Here is a 14,320-nt window from a genome sequence, read left to right on the forward strand (position 1 = left end):
TCTGGATTGGAATCATGGAAGATAATATTTCACAACCAATCGGAACCGGCCAAACCGGCAACCGAAATGAAAGCGATTCAATGGGAACAATCGAGGTTCCCGCAGAACATTACTGGGGCGCACAGACCCAGCGCAGTCTTATACATTTTTCTATTGGAAATGATAAAATGCCAAAAGAGGTTTACCATGCTTATGGCTATGTTAAGAAGGCCGCAGCTTTGGTCAATCAAAGCGATGGCAGATTATCTTCCGAAATTGCTAATGCTATAGCCGCTGTAGCAGATGAGGTTATCAATAAAAAACTGGATTCGGAATTCCCGCTATATGTATGGCAGACTGGTTCAGGCACCCAATCAAATATGAATGTAAATGAAGTCATTTCAAACAGGGCCATTCAATTACTCGGCGGGGAACTAGGCAGTAAAAAACCCGTTCACCCCAATGATCATGTGAACATGGGTCAATCTTCAAACGACAGTTTTCCGACTGCAATGCACATCGCGGCCATATTGTTTATAGATAATAAACTGGTTCCGGTAATAGAGAAACTCAAAGAGGCCATAGTTGCTAAATCAAACCAATGGAGGGATGTTGTTAAAATTGGCCGTACACATTTGCAGGATGCAGTACCACTTACAGTTGGTCAGGAATGGTCTGGATACGCTACTCAACTTGATGCTGCTCTCGAACGTGTTAAAGAAAGCAGAATAAAGCTTCTTGAAATTGCGGCAGGCGGAACGGCTGTTGGTACAGGACTTAATGCCCCGGCAGGATTTGCAGAAAAAATAGCAGGCCAAATTGCGATGCTAACAGGAAAGCCCTTTATAACGGCTCCGAATAAATTTGCTGCCCAGGGATCTCTGGATGCGATGGTAGCCGCGATGTCGGGATTAAGGGGTTTAGCGGTGGCATTGATGAAGATAGCTAACGATATGAGGTGGCTGGCCTCAGGCCCCCGGTGCGGCATAGGAGAACTTATTCTCCCCCCGAACGAACCTGGGTCTAGCATCATGCCCGGAAAAGTAAATCCTACTCAATGTGAGGCAATGGTTATGATATGCATTCAGGTTATAGGAGAAGATAATGCCGTTGCTTTTGCAGGCAGCCAGGGCAATTTCGAACTCAATGCCATGAGACCCATCGTCATCAATAATTTCTTGCATGCTGCCGGCATACTTGCAGACGGAGCTGAAAAATTCCGGATGTTTTCCGTCGAAGGAACAGAACTTAACTTGCCAAGAATTGAAGAATTTTTAAATAGGTCACTCATGTTAGTTACTGCACTTAGTCCGGAGATTGGCTACGATAAAGCTTCTGCAATTGCACACGCTGCGATGGACAAAAATCTTACACTTAAGGAAGCAGCCCTTGCAAGTGGCTATATAGATGAGAAAAATTTTGACAGGATTGTAGATCCTAAAAAGATGGTATGATGTTGAATGGCAAGCTGAAGAAAATGATTCATCAAAGCAAGATTCGGAACAGTAATATATATAACAGAACCTTTAATCCCGGAATACAGGGATTAAAGGTCAATGCAGAAATTAAATAGCTGTTATAATGCTGTTCAAAAAAAGATCAATTTTAGAGAACATTCATTCTCTGATGAAGAATTTTCCGGTAATTATCAGCAACCGGGATGAAACGCTCCCCTATAATAAGCCCGCCGTCCTGAACACTATCAAGCCTATTAAGGGCTATAATGAATGAGCGGTGTACGCGTAAAAATTTATGTGCAGGCAAGCGAAGTTCAGCAGACTTTAACGTACAATGAATGGTATAAATCTTTTTGTCAGTATGAAATTTAACGTAGTCACCCATTGCCTCTAAATACAATATATCAGCTGTATTTAGTCTCCTGATGACGCTGTTGTCCCGTATAAAAATGCAGTCGTTATTTGACGGATGTGGCAAAGCAGTGTGCGATGCTTCTAAATATTTGTTGTGGGGTGAGTGTCCATAATATTGGGGGGAGGCAGGCACTTGAAAGCCTTGTGGATATTTTTTAATAGTGCTCACCATTTGTTGAGGTGTTATAAAAACAAAGACTTTATCAACCCGATTAAGATGTTGGCCTCGCTCTGCCTGATTTAACAGAGTTGTATTTATACTTATTGAGGAACCAATAGTCTGCTCAATATGATTGTATGCTTCGTTTGGACTACAGTGTTTACAGATTATCTGCAAATCGCTGACTTCACTTGTCAGCCTGCTGATGAGTGCACTAGCCATTGTATTATCGTCAGTTATCAAAGCTGTCATATGGATAATTTAATTTAAAACCATCCGGGGCATGGTAGGTAAAGTACCCTGTAGGTATTGTAGCTTATGCGCCGGAAAGGATTGATTCTCTAGGTGATATAAATTATTGTAAACTGTTAGATATTGATACCAGGCAAGAATAAACTTGCCTGAGTATGCAATGTTAGTCCGGATTAAGGGTGTGAGCAGATTCAGAGGCACGGTAGGATTGCTCCAGTATGTCTTTATCTGCCTGAACATTATTCTCTTGTACCGGCTCATAACCATTTGAGTGAATATCTTTTTGGCTTTCCTGATCGTCTGCCTCAGAAATTTCTCTGTCATCAATATTCTGCTCTTCTTCTGGATTTTTCATAATAATTGATTTTATTGTTTTATTTTAAGGTTAAAGCAATCTCTCATCGGTTATACGTTGATGATATCATTGACAACTAGCATATTCAAAAAGCTATCCAAAACACAAAAATTTGATTTACAAACACTTAAGAAATTTAATAAATAATTATCTAACGAAATAAAGTTAATTTATGAGCCATCTCTTAGGAAATGGGAATTAATGTAAGTAATTGTTGGAGTTCAAAGCTGTTGAATAACTAATCTTCAGGCAGAATTAAGCGAAAGCGATAATAACCGAAAATACAGTTAAGGATACGGTATGATATGATTTACCATTAACATCGTAAATAAACGAAATGCGGCCAGTCAGACAGACTTAAAATAGACAAATAATACTGTTTATCAAACAGTTAATGTTTAGCAAACAAATAGCAGTAGTTTAGAAGTTGTAACCACCAGCGTTTAAAAACTACTAAATTAAAACCATGAAGATTTCAAAAAAAAGGCAAATGTATTATTTGTAATATTAGTCTCTATAGGAACAACTGCCATATTAAGTTTCGGAATTCTTTGTACACATCACAAGATAGACAGAGAATTTTTCACGCTTTGGAGACCTGATTTTATCTCGGGTTGCTTAATATCAATCCCTACAGGGTTCATATTAAACCCGCAGATTAAAAAAACTGATTGACCGTTTTACAGTTGAGGATGAGAATTGATAAAACAATCAATTAAGTTAGTCTCCATTTTAGTATAACACGAAAAAAAATCGAAATATCCATTAAAAATCCTTTAGCTGTTTTTTAAAAAAATTTCTAAAAAGCTTAAAGAAGGTTCAATAGCATCTGGCATGTAGCCTTTAGCATGTAATGTTCCGGAAACAAGCTGAACAGTGGTTGGTATCCCCGAATCAAGTAACATTTTTTGAAGTTTTAATGCACCTTCCGCCGGAACAAACTCATCCATAGAATTTGCCATATAAATGGGGCCGCTTTTTGAACTTACCCTGTTTAGCGGAGTTGCCTCTTTCAATAAAGTTCTGTCATTACCAATCAACTCATAAATACACCACCTTAGAAATGCATCATTTCTTCCACCCTGGTTTATATTAGCACTTGGAATACTTCCAAAATCCAAATCATCTTTCTTCTCCGCTGCATTTCCATCTGTTTCCAATATAAACCCTTCCAAATCAATTATTCCTGACCAGCTTATTGCCGGGATTCCGGCGACCAAAGCTACCTCTACGGAAATATTACCTCCGGCTGAACTACCCCAGGCAGCTATTTTTGTACGGTCGAAGTCATAATCAGATTGACGAAGCCACTCAAGAGCGAAAAGAATGTCGTCTTTCCCCGCCGGGTACACACCAGCTGGTGTCAAACGGTAATTGGGAACTATAACCAGATACCCCTCCTGAGCCAGTCTGGTAGCCAGATCTTCATCCTTAGCTTTATCGCCATGAAACCAACCCCCTCCGTGGATATCAATAATTGCCCCTTTTAAATTCGTTCCGCTATAAAGATCAAGGGCTAAATTATCCTTATAAATAATGTCCCTGGTAATTTTTATCGTGTTTTCCATATTTGATTTATATTTATACTTTAAGCTACCAATGCCTATCCTAAACCGAACCAAACAGCAACTACCTATATATCATTATTTTATAAAAACAAAAACTTTCCTTATTGACGAAATGCCGTGTATTTACGAGCGCTAAACAAATCCGTTAATTTTGAAGTTATTTATCGGGCAATCTATATGAAGAGGGAATCCTTAAGTGCGCTTTATCGAAGCATATTCACTTTCCGACGATTCCATCTGTCTGTTCGACGATATTCATGAACAGAACGGCTATATCTGTCGGAAATTTAGGATTTGAATCATGATGGTGTGGTATGATTCCATATTTTCATAAGAATTAAACAAAGCCCCCGTATCATCAAAAATTGATAATTTAATATACATGAAAAACCGGATAGCCGTATTAATCACTCTTATGCTTGGAACAGCTATGGCTGCACTTGATAGCAGCATTGTCAACGTGTCGCTGCCTGTAATCCAGAAGCAGTTTGGAGCAAGTATTAATGGTATTGAATGGGTTATCCTGGGTTACATGATATCGTTTTGTCTTTTTATTCCTTTAACCAACTGGTTGAAAAACAGAATCGGATATTATAATCTTTTTATCGCAAGCGTTGTAATTTTCACTACCGGTTCATTGCTTTGTAGTTTATCCGGCAACTTATCTTTTTTAATTGCAGCCAGGATATTTCAGGCAATTGGAGGTGGGGCAATCACGCCAACATCACTGGCCATTCTAACCGATAGTTTTCCAAAAGAACAGCGGGGTTCTGCGATTGGCTGGTGGGGCATAGGAAATGTTATGGGCCCGGCAATTGGCCCAACGCTGGGTGGTGTACTTACCTATTACTTCGAATGGCCGTCGATATTCTACATAAATATTCCAATCGGAATTATTACCATAGTAATGAGCGTACTTTTTTTAGGCTTTCTGAAAAAGCGGCCTAAACTCAAACCTTCATTTGACCTGGGCGGCTATGTATATTTTGGTATATTTATCATATTGTTGCAGCTAAGCCTGACAATGATATCAGATCCCAATATAAAACCCTGGCAATATGGAGTCGGCCTGGCTCTTTCTCTGGTATTTTTAGTTTTTTTTATCCGTTCATCCAAAAAAGATAATCCCCTAATTGATCTCACCGTTTTCAAGTCCGCAACATTCATAAACTGTTCAATAATTATACTAATCCGCTCCCTTGCACTCTATGGTGGATTATTTTTTCTTCCATTTCTTTTACAGGGGCTAATGGGCTATTCTGAGATTGAGACAGGCCTGTTGTTGTTACCCAACGCATTGATGATGCTATTATTGAGACCATATGCTGGTAAACTTGCTGACAGAGGTGTGATAAGAAATCCATCCGTTGTGGGCATCGTAATGATCGCTATCTCCATGGCCGAATTTGCTTTTATGAATTCACAAAGCCACATTTGGTTTATTATACTGGCAATGGCGATACGTGGATTTGGCATGAGCCTGCTGGTTTCACCAGTTTCAACATCGCTGCTAAATGCCATAAGTGCCGGCCAAACGGCTACGGCGACATCAATAAATAGTCTTTTACAGCAAGTTGGAGGCTCTGTGGGGATAGCTATTAGTGGTATACTGCATACTTATATCAATAAGTACTATTTACAACTTGGCAGAACAACGGAAATTGCAGAGCATTTTGCATTGCAGGATGGATTTCTTATTTCTGCGGTAATAATTGCGTTCGCGATCATACCAGCCTTGAAATTACCGAATAGAAATAAAATAGATAAGCTTGCCGCAGTTAAGCTAACCAGTTTGAGGTAACTCCCCTTATACTATACTAATTTATAACAATTTAATTCCCTGTAAAATCTATAAGAAGAGTTGATTGATTGCCAAAGCTTTCTCTCCCTATAGATTCTGGAAACTAGAACTCCGGACATCCCTTATCGATCCATTCTGCGAGGTCTATAATCTCCTCATCAGAAAATGGTGTCTGACCCCCGGCAGGCATTCTGCCAAACGCTCCGCTATTCGGGTTGAAGAGTGGCCCCTCTCCTTTTAGCGCAAGAATAATTTTACTGTTGCCGGAATTACCTTTATCAAGAATCGGAATACCTTCATTGGTTACCGGATCCAAAACACCAGGAACGTTGCCGTTTGTAAATTCATCGTAGCTCATGGTCATCCAAAAAGCTTTATGGGGAGACTTCGGAGGCGGGGCATCCTTTTTTTTGTTTTCTTCCATTACCCTGGTAATAAAAGTTTGAACGTCGTGGAAATTGTTGATTGCCATATATTAGATTTAGAGGTTGATAAATTTTGTTTATTTTACTTTAAATGCTTTGATAAGACCTTTATATGCATACACTGCCTGAGCTTCACCAGCAAGCAAAAAAATCTCTTTCAGACTTACCTTATCACCAAGTTTTTTGTCTGCAAGCATTCCGGCTACCGATATTGCTTTGGCCATACCCCGGGGTAAAGCTGTTGATACTTCAAGACCGGGTTGCATTAAAATACCTGCATCTTTAAGGCTGGGCGCAAAACAGAATGATTCAACGCCAAGTTTCAGGGCTTCGAGCGCTGCGTAATATCCAACCTGCTCAAGAAGTTCAAATGATAGCGCAGAAGGATTGCCCAAACCGAAAAGCAGCAATTTTTCGGCGGGGATCTGTGCCTGTTTAGGAGTAATTAATAATGTTTCCAGGAAGTTTCCTTTAAATATCCCTTCCTTCCGGAGGTTATCTATTTCACCGTTAAAATGCTGATTTACCCCAGCGGTACCTCCCTGATAATTTTGATTCTCACTGAAATCAAAAAAGCATACAATTTGAAGTGGAGTTGTGGTTTGAGAGGGGCTTTCAACAAGAATCTTATACTTAATATCCTGGTCAATCAATGGATTTAGTCCGGTTTCAGTTATTTGTTTTTTCATCATATGCGGAATTTATTTAAGTAATTGCTAGCAGCATAAATAGTTTAACCATTACAAATCACGCGGGTCTGCTTTGGGAGGGAATATGGTTACGTGTGGGTTACTGTCCGGACCCATGGTAGCCTGAAATCTTCGGTTTCCATCTACATCGGTTAACACAAAACCAGAGGCCGCATTGCTTTTCAGAAAAATATAGCTTTCCTGTTTTCCTTCTCCAGCCAAATGAATATGCATGCCCTTCTCATCAAGACTTAGCTGTATTTTCTCTTTTGCAGAAGAATCAAAAAATGTTAATGATGAAAGTCCGGTATCTTCGACCGAAAGCTTAACGACTTGTTTTTCTCCGCCATCCATCAAGCTAAAAAACGTTCCTTTTTCTGTTCCGGAAAGTAATGCACGTAGTTGACCGTTTTGATCCTCTAACCGGAACTCGTTTGCAATTATTATTTTCTTTTTATCTTTCATTCTGATAGTAGTTTTGCATGATTAATACTTTTCAACTATATTTTCATTTTTGTCTGTTACTATAAACAGATAAGGCCTGTTCTACATCAGCTTCAATTTATACAAGCTTTTCCTTTATCCTTATACGATTACATTTGCTTATTTTTAGTTTTCTTATGCGGTATTTTAGTATCAGATAAATCAATCTGCATTTCCTGTTTTCGTATGAGCTCATCACTGAACTTTTTCTCCCCCCTCATCTTATGCAATTCTTGCCTCTGAAGGTGATAAATATCCTTTAAAATATGATTATAGACATCCTTTTCTACACTTTCGATTTCTTCGCACTCCATTGACTGAAGTCTTTTGGAGGCATGTGATAAATTATTTTCCAGTTGATCCTTAAGGCTTTTTACAAGATCGTTACCCTCCGTTTCCATGGAATACTTTTCATTTATTCTATCCAGAGAAATTTTCATCAGCCTAAGTTTAATGGAAGCCTCCTGCTGCCCTTCCGGCATTAAGGGATCTATCTCTGTTATTTTAATGGCCTTTATGATGAATGGCAGCGTAAGCCCCTGAAAAACAAGGGTCACCAGAATGACGGTAAAGGTTATGAAAATAATCAGATTCCGGTGAGGGAAGGCAATACCTGCCGCAGTAGTTATGGGCAGAGAAAGTGCGGCGGCAAGAGAAACTACGCCACGCATTCCAGCCCATCCGATTATTAACGGACCTTTCCAACCAGGAGGAACTTCTTTCTGCCTTACCTTTTTGGAAAACCATCTGGGTATAAAGGCAACTGGATAAATCCATGCGATGCGGATTAAAATAATAACTGCACTAATAATTAACCCGTAGGTGCATGCCTGCCAAACAGAATAGCCTTCCAATCCAGCCGTCACGGTCGGAAGCTCAAGACCTATAAGAATGAATACAAATGCATTGAGGATAATGGAAAGTGTTGACCAGACATTAATAGCCTGAAGCCTGCTTTGTCCGTCAGAAAAGATTTCATGCGATCGGTAAGATAGAAACAGGCCTCCCGTTACTACTGCCATTACACCTGAAAAGTGGAATTGTTCAGCGGCCAGATACATGAAATAAGGTGAAATCAGTGTTAATGCCGCATCTATGCTGGGCGAGGTAGGCAACAAGCGATGGATAAAATAAAGCACCTGCGCTATTGCCAGACCTATCAGGATGCCCATAAATGTACTTATGAAGAAGTCGGTTGTAGCCTGCGATAAGGAAAACTGGCCGGTAATAACCGCAGCCAATGCAAAGCGAAGGACGATAAGACTTGATGCATCATTCACCAGACTCTCTCCTTCCAATATCGATATAATCCGCTTTGGAACAGAAATGTTTTTAAGCACGGAGGTAGCTGCTATCGCATCCGGCGGAGATACGATACCGCCTAATAAAAAACCCATCGCGAGGGTGAATCCTGGTATCAGAGACGAGGTCAAGAAAGCAACAGCCACAGAGGTTATAATCACAAGGCCAAATGCCAGTAAACTAATTGGCCTGCGCCAACGCCAGAAGTCGTTCCAGGAGGTGTACCATGCTGCCTCGTACAGCAAAGGAGGTAAAAAGATCAGGAAAATAACTTCAGGATCAATTGACATTGCCGGTATTCCGGGGATATAACTTATGCCAAGACCTGCAATAACCAAGAAAATCGGATAGGATATCTTCACTTTTTGCGCAAGCATAATGAGTAGTAATGCAACAAATAGTAGAAGTAAAAACTGGAGAAGAGTATAATGCATTCTATAACTCTTCAAAGACCAAACCGAAAGGACAACAAACACAAAATCAAATATTTAAGTATTAAAATGTTTTAAAAACACGCAACAAAAATCACTTTATTTCGTAAATTAACGATTGAACAATCAAATTTTAGCTGTAGAAATGCTTCAGTTTTACAATATAATGAACGGCTGGATTCGATTGCAATATCATTAATTTTAATCCTTAAGGATAAACCAAATATAAAGGATCAACACGGCATTCAGGGCAAGGCCGATGACAGGTTCCATATCGACTCAAATACAAAAGCAATAACTTCCTTCATTGCCGCATTGCTGGTCGAACAGGGACAAATGACATGGGACACGAAGTTTCTTGCCCTGCATACGGAATTGAGCAAGGAAAGTAAAAATGCGTACCAAGCAAATACGGCGGCTAACATGCACAATTGGTGCACGACTTTTAATAAGCAAGGACAATATAATTAATATAGCTAATCACGTTGGCTACCAATCAGAGACCGCATTTAACAGGCTATTCAAGCATAAATTTAAAAAAACGCCTGCAAGTTTTAGAAGGTCACACGGTAGATAGAGTATTTCAAATGAGATATCACCAATATCAGCCTTAACCAGGTTCGAACCCCTTTCGGAATCGAACCATTCCCTCTGGATCAAACTTCAAATAAGTTGCAATTAAGCAATTTCAAATTTATCGTTCAAATTATTTCGAAATTTTCAAATCTGCGACACGTTTAAGATCCTCAATAAAAAGTTCGTTAATGGTCTTGCCAGGCGCACCCAATTTAAATTGCTGGGATGTGCTCTAAAAATCTCTCTAACTATGAGTCTGTAAGATCTTCAGAACACCATAAATTTACTTTTTCTTTAATTTATCTTCAATTATTTTTTGTAATGATTTTTCGACGAAATCCATTCCAGAATCTCTAAAAAGCCTGAAATACCCTCAAAATCACAATATACAATTGATATTAAGCAACTGTATATCTGGAATCTTATTTTAACAGTATCTGTTGCGCCATGAACAGATATTTCATCTCACTTGCAACTTTCTTCTGCTTTACTTTTGAATAAATTTGTGTGGTACGGATGCTCGAATGTCCAAGCATATGGGAAACACTCTCTATCGATATTCCTTTCTCTAGGGTTACTGTTGTTGCAAAGGTATGCCTGGCAATATGAGTCGTTAGTTTCTTTGCTATACCCGCCTTTTCCGCAATCAATTTTAAATTTTTGTTGGTATACTGGTTTGTAGGAGTGGGAAATATTGTTCCACGGCTTAAAGATTCTGGAGAAGTTTTATATTTCCGAATGAGTTCAAGTGCAATTGGCAACAATGGAACATGAAAGCTGCGTTCTGTACTATGAAAGGTCTTCTGACGCTGCATAATTAACCAGACACCACCTTCGCTATCAGTACTGATATGATGCGAAGTTAAAGTGCTAATTTCACCATAAGCCAGACCGGTAAAACAACTAAAGATGAACATATCTCTTACAACTAACTGAACAGGATCATAAAGTTCGACATCCCGAATAAGTTTAAGCTCATTATCGTCAAGACAATCTCTATCCTTAGTAATTATTTTTCTTGTAAAGTGAATAAAAGGATCTCGTTGAATCCACCCAAACCTTAATGCTAGTCCCATCATTTTTTGAAATCTCTCCATGTGCTTCATAACAGTATTATTAGTACACACCCTCTGCCCCTTATCTGGCGTTTTGGTCCGAAGATAGATACCAAAGTCAGTAAGAAACTTGAAATCGATTTTCGATAATTGAATGTCAGTGAACTTTTTTTTCTTAAGAAATTCTAATAAGAACCTTTCTGTTGAATAATAATTCTTGAGTGTCCCCGCCGCCAGTAGTTTACCAGGCTGATCAAAATGATACTTAATCAAATCCTTTAAACTTTTACCTTGATCTTCACCCTCTACCTTAGCCTTGATTTTTTCAACTGTAATAATCTCCCTCTGAAAGCGAAGCTCATCATAGGCAGTGCTAATCTCATTGGTGAGCTGCCTCATTCGGTCACGTGCCGAATTGTTTTCAATGGAATTTCCTTTTATTCGCTGCGCTTTCTGATCCCATTGCGAGAGCTCAACAGATTTCTTGGCAGCAAAACAAATAATCTTGCCATCAACAGTAATTCTTACATACAAAGGAACCTTGCCAAATGCCTCCCTATCGCGTCTAACGAAGAAATTGACGCTAAAACTGTGGTTAGATTTCATAAAATCTTCTCCTATTTTTTTTACCAAATCCACTACCAAAAAACAGTAAAAAGAGTGGTAGACCTGGTCGGTTTATCCAAAAAAATTATTTGCAATAAAATTTCAGTTTTGTGTTGAAAGACAATATTAAATAGAAAATCTGGTAGTGGATTTGGTAAAAAAATATTTGATATCCTTTGCCCTAAAGTATGCCAAATAAAAAAACAAAACCCCCTAAATGAACCATTTAGAGGGTTTTTGATACAGTTTGTATCTGTTTTTGTCGGGATGGCAGGATTCGAACCTACGACCTCCTGCTCCCAAAGCAGGCGCGATACCGGGCTACGCTACATCCCGAACTTGGTATCGATCTTTTTTTATCCTGTTTTAAAAGTGGATCAACTTTTTGTCGGGATGGCAGGATTCGAACCTACGACCTCCTGCTCCCAAAGCAGGCGCGATACCGGGCTACGCTACATCCCGAACTTGGTATCTTCTTTTTTTATTTCCCTTTTTCGAAGGGATTGCAAAGTAACGGATTTAAATTGACAATTCCATTTTTATTTGCAAATTTTTATTCTTTGCGGAGAGGGCGGGATTCGAACCCGCGGTACCGTTACCAGTACGACAGTTTAGCAAACTGTTCCTTTCGGCCACTCAGGCACCTCTCCTTCAAACCTCTCTTTTCTGCCCTACCGGCGTTGTTTTGAGGTCTGCAAATATAGTAAAACAAGTTATCCAACAAAAAAAAATTATAAAATTTGTTGATAATCTATACGCACATGATAGATGCTCATCAGCATCGTCTTGAATATCAATTTGATAGTCTCAATATCTTTTAGCGTCAAATCGCAGTCATCTAACTGATTTTGCTCTAATTTGTAGTTAATTATACGTTCAACGATGTCATTTATGTTCTGCGCATCGGGATTTTTCAGACTTCTTGAGGCAGCTTCGACCGAATCGGCGAGCATTAACACGCCGGTTTCTTTGCTAAAAGGTATAGGGCCGGGATAGCGAAAAATGTTTTCGTCGACAAATTTTTCGGGTGTATTTTTTAAAAACGATTGATAAAAATAATCAACACGTGTATTTCCATGGTGCGTTCTGATAAAATCAATTATCGCTTCAGGAATCTGGTTTTTTCTTAAAATCTCAATTCCTTTATGCACATGCTGAATAATGATCTGCGCACTTTGCTCATAAGGTAATTTATCATGTGGACTCACAGCCGTATTTTGGTTTTCAATAAAATACTGTGGATTGTCTACTTTACCAATATCATGGTATAAGGCCCCTGCCCTTACCAGCACAGAATTACCACCAATTTTAAATATCGCAGCTTCAGCAAGGTTGGCTACCTGTAAAGAGTGCTGAAAGGTTCCAGGCGCTTTAAAAGCAAGCTCTCTTAACAGTTTATTATTGGTATTGGTCAACTCAATTAAGGCCACATCCGAAGTGATGCCAAAAATACGTTCGAACAGGTAAATTAACGGATAAGCCAAAAGCGATAAAAGTACGCTAAAAACAAAAGGAATAAAATTCAACCATTCTATTTCACGGAAAGATCCTTCGCGGAGTAAGGCAATGCCTACAAAAGAAACAAAATAAGCCAGCAGAATAAATAAGGCTGAAACCAGGAATCTTTCGCGTTTGACAAAGTTTTTTATACTGAATATGGCAACCATACCCGCAGTAACCTGATAAAATACAAATTCAAAACTATTGGCAACAAAGAAACCGGCAATTAAAATCACCAGCATATGGAGGTAAAGTGCCAAACGCGTATCAAACAGGATCCTGATGATAATAGGCACCACACAGAACGGAATGTAGTATAAACTTGGGATTTCCATCTTAATGGCCCAGGTTAAAGCAAGCAGCATCCCTGTGGTTACAATGAGTATTAGGGAAAGCTGACGGTTATCGGCAAAAATATCCTTCCGGAAAAGAAAAAGGAACGACATTAAAATAGCCACTATAAAGGCAACCAATATCACCTGCCCCAGGTAAACCAATGCCCTGCTGCCGATAGTTTTGGTTTGTGCATCGTAAGTAGCTTTGTAAGATTCCAGTTTTTGATAAATTTCTTCATCAATCACATCATTCTTAGCCACAATAAGTTCGCCTTTTTGCACCATCCCTTTCGTAGTAGAAATATTGTTAACCGTATTATCCTGTATGGTTTGCGTCAATCGCTCATCAAATACGATATTCGGAGTGATGTGATCAATTGCGAGGTTTGCCACCAGATCGCCCATTACCTGGTTAGGGGCCTTAAAATTATCTTTAAAAAAAATCAGGGCCGATTCTGCCGTAAAAACATCCTGCGTATTTTTCTCCTGTGCTACATTATTTTCAAGCAAAGAAAAGTCGTAGTTTTTACCACCGGCCTGGTGTTTCACATTTAAGCCAATAATTCCTCTCTGGTAAATACGCTGCAACAATTTATAGGCAGCACTTTTATATATATCCTTATCTTTTTCGTTAAGCTGTTTTGATTTCCATTTCACATCAAATTCATTGGCAAACTCTTCCAATGCATTTGCAGTAATGCCCCTATCCAATTGGTAAACTGGCAAAATATCTTTTAAGGCATTTTTTTTATCTGCACTAACCTGCGGGTTGGTTTTTAAAATAGCAAAGCTGAAAGGCGAAATCAGATCCTTGTTTTTCCATACCGCATTTTTTTCGAACTCATATCTAAACCGGGGTTGTTTGGGCAGGAATAGCGTAATAATGAAAACGGTAAATATCATCATCACATATTTTAGGTTTGATGAATATT

At 39.0% G+C, this 14,320-nt stretch carries 12 protein-coding genes and 3 tRNA genes; 3 read left to right on the forward strand and 12 right to left on the reverse strand.

What is annotated here, in order from left to right; all coding sequences use genetic code 11:
- The first annotated feature begins 14 nt into the window (after window positions 1–14).
- Entirely contained in the window at window positions 15–1,433 is a 1,419-nt protein-coding gene (gene fumC / locus ACUN24_RS21195; protein WP_445564331.1) for a class II fumarate hydratase, read from the forward strand.
- A 151-nt stretch (window positions 1,434–1,584) separates the two neighbouring features.
- Here the strand turns inward: fumC and ACUN24_RS21200 are convergent, their stop codons facing one another.
- The 3 genes from ACUN24_RS21200 to ACUN24_RS21210 all read right to left on the reverse strand — a co-directional run bounded on the left by ACUN24_RS21200 (window position 1,585) and on the right by ACUN24_RS21210 (window position 4,185).
- Window positions 1,585–2,262 carry a LytR/AlgR family response regulator transcription factor gene (locus tag ACUN24_RS21200; protein WP_445564332.1) on the reverse strand — a complete coding sequence of 226 codons (678 nt, stop codon included), beginning with the start codon at window positions 2,260–2,262 and terminating at the stop codon, window positions 1,585–1,587.
- A gap of 163 nt (window positions 2,263–2,425) precedes the next feature.
- Window positions 2,426–2,617, reverse strand: a complete 192-nt coding sequence (locus ACUN24_RS21205; RefSeq protein ID WP_132396397.1) for a hypothetical protein — start codon at window positions 2,615–2,617, stop codon at window positions 2,426–2,428.
- Window positions 2,618–3,393: 776 nt separating this feature from the next.
- On the reverse strand, window positions 3,394–4,185 hold the full coding sequence (locus tag ACUN24_RS21210; RefSeq protein WP_445564333.1) for an alpha/beta hydrolase: 792 nt from the start codon (window positions 4,183–4,185) through the stop codon (window positions 3,394–3,396).
- 382 nt (window positions 4,186–4,567) lie between these two features.
- Between ACUN24_RS21210 and ACUN24_RS21215 the strand changes: the two genes are divergently transcribed.
- Window positions 4,568–5,986, forward strand: a complete 1,419-nt coding sequence (locus ACUN24_RS21215; protein ID WP_445564334.1) for an MDR family MFS transporter — start codon at window positions 4,568–4,570, stop codon at window positions 5,984–5,986.
- Window positions 5,987–6,089: 103 nt separating this feature from the next.
- Here the strand turns inward: ACUN24_RS21215 and ACUN24_RS21220 are convergent, their stop codons facing one another.
- The 4 genes from ACUN24_RS21220 to ACUN24_RS21235 form a co-directional block, all read right to left on the reverse strand.
- Window positions 6,090–6,458: a hypothetical protein gene (locus tag ACUN24_RS21220; RefSeq protein ID WP_445564335.1), complete on the reverse strand. Its 369-nt coding sequence runs from the start codon at window positions 6,456–6,458 to the stop codon at window positions 6,090–6,092.
- A 30-nt stretch (window positions 6,459–6,488) separates the two neighbouring features.
- A complete protein-coding gene (locus ACUN24_RS21225) occupies window positions 6,489–7,103 on the reverse strand; it encodes a M17 family peptidase N-terminal domain-containing protein (protein ID WP_445564336.1) in 615 nt (204 codons plus the stop codon).
- 48 nt (window positions 7,104–7,151) lie between these two features.
- The gene (locus tag ACUN24_RS21230) at window positions 7,152–7,565 is read right to left on the reverse strand and encodes a hypothetical protein (RefSeq protein WP_445564337.1); all 414 of its coding nucleotides are present in this window, start codon (window positions 7,563–7,565) and stop codon (window positions 7,152–7,154) included.
- Between the two features lie 128 nt (window positions 7,566–7,693).
- Window positions 7,694–9,319, reverse strand: coding sequence for a Na+/H+ antiporter (locus ACUN24_RS21235; protein ID WP_445564338.1), 1,626 nt, complete (start codon window positions 9,317–9,319; stop codon window positions 7,694–7,696).
- A 391-nt stretch (window positions 9,320–9,710) separates the two neighbouring features.
- On the opposite strand from ACUN24_RS21235, the gene ACUN24_RS21240 reads away from it, so the two are divergent.
- On the forward strand, window positions 9,711–9,893 hold the full coding sequence (locus ACUN24_RS21240; protein WP_445564339.1) for a helix-turn-helix domain-containing protein: 183 nt from the start codon (window positions 9,711–9,713) through the stop codon (window positions 9,891–9,893).
- A 421-nt stretch (window positions 9,894–10,314) separates the two neighbouring features.
- Here ACUN24_RS21240 and ACUN24_RS21245 read toward each other — a convergent pair whose 3' ends face one another.
- The 5 genes from ACUN24_RS21245 to ACUN24_RS21265 all read right to left on the reverse strand — a co-directional run bounded on the left by ACUN24_RS21245 (window position 10,315) and on the right by ACUN24_RS21265 (window position 14,291).
- Complete coding sequence (locus tag ACUN24_RS21245; protein ID WP_445564340.1) at window positions 10,315–11,586, reverse strand: site-specific integrase; 1,272 nt, start codon at window positions 11,584–11,586, stop codon at window positions 10,315–10,317.
- Between the two features lie 229 nt (window positions 11,587–11,815).
- A tRNA-Pro gene (locus tag ACUN24_RS21250) sits at window positions 11,816–11,889 on the reverse strand.
- A 52-nt stretch (window positions 11,890–11,941) separates the two neighbouring features.
- Window positions 11,942–12,015: transfer RNA gene (locus tag ACUN24_RS21255), tRNA-Pro, on the reverse strand.
- A gap of 101 nt (window positions 12,016–12,116) precedes the next feature.
- Window positions 12,117–12,203 (reverse strand) — tRNA-Ser (locus tag ACUN24_RS21260).
- A gap of 81 nt (window positions 12,204–12,284) precedes the next feature.
- Window positions 12,285–14,291 carry an HD family phosphohydrolase gene (locus ACUN24_RS21265; RefSeq protein ID WP_445565153.1) on the reverse strand — a complete coding sequence of 669 codons (2,007 nt, stop codon included), beginning with the start codon at window positions 14,289–14,291 and terminating at the stop codon, window positions 12,285–12,287.
- Window positions 14,292–14,320 lie beyond the last annotated feature (29 nt).

This window comes from Pedobacter sp. WC2501 (assembly GCF_052682415.1).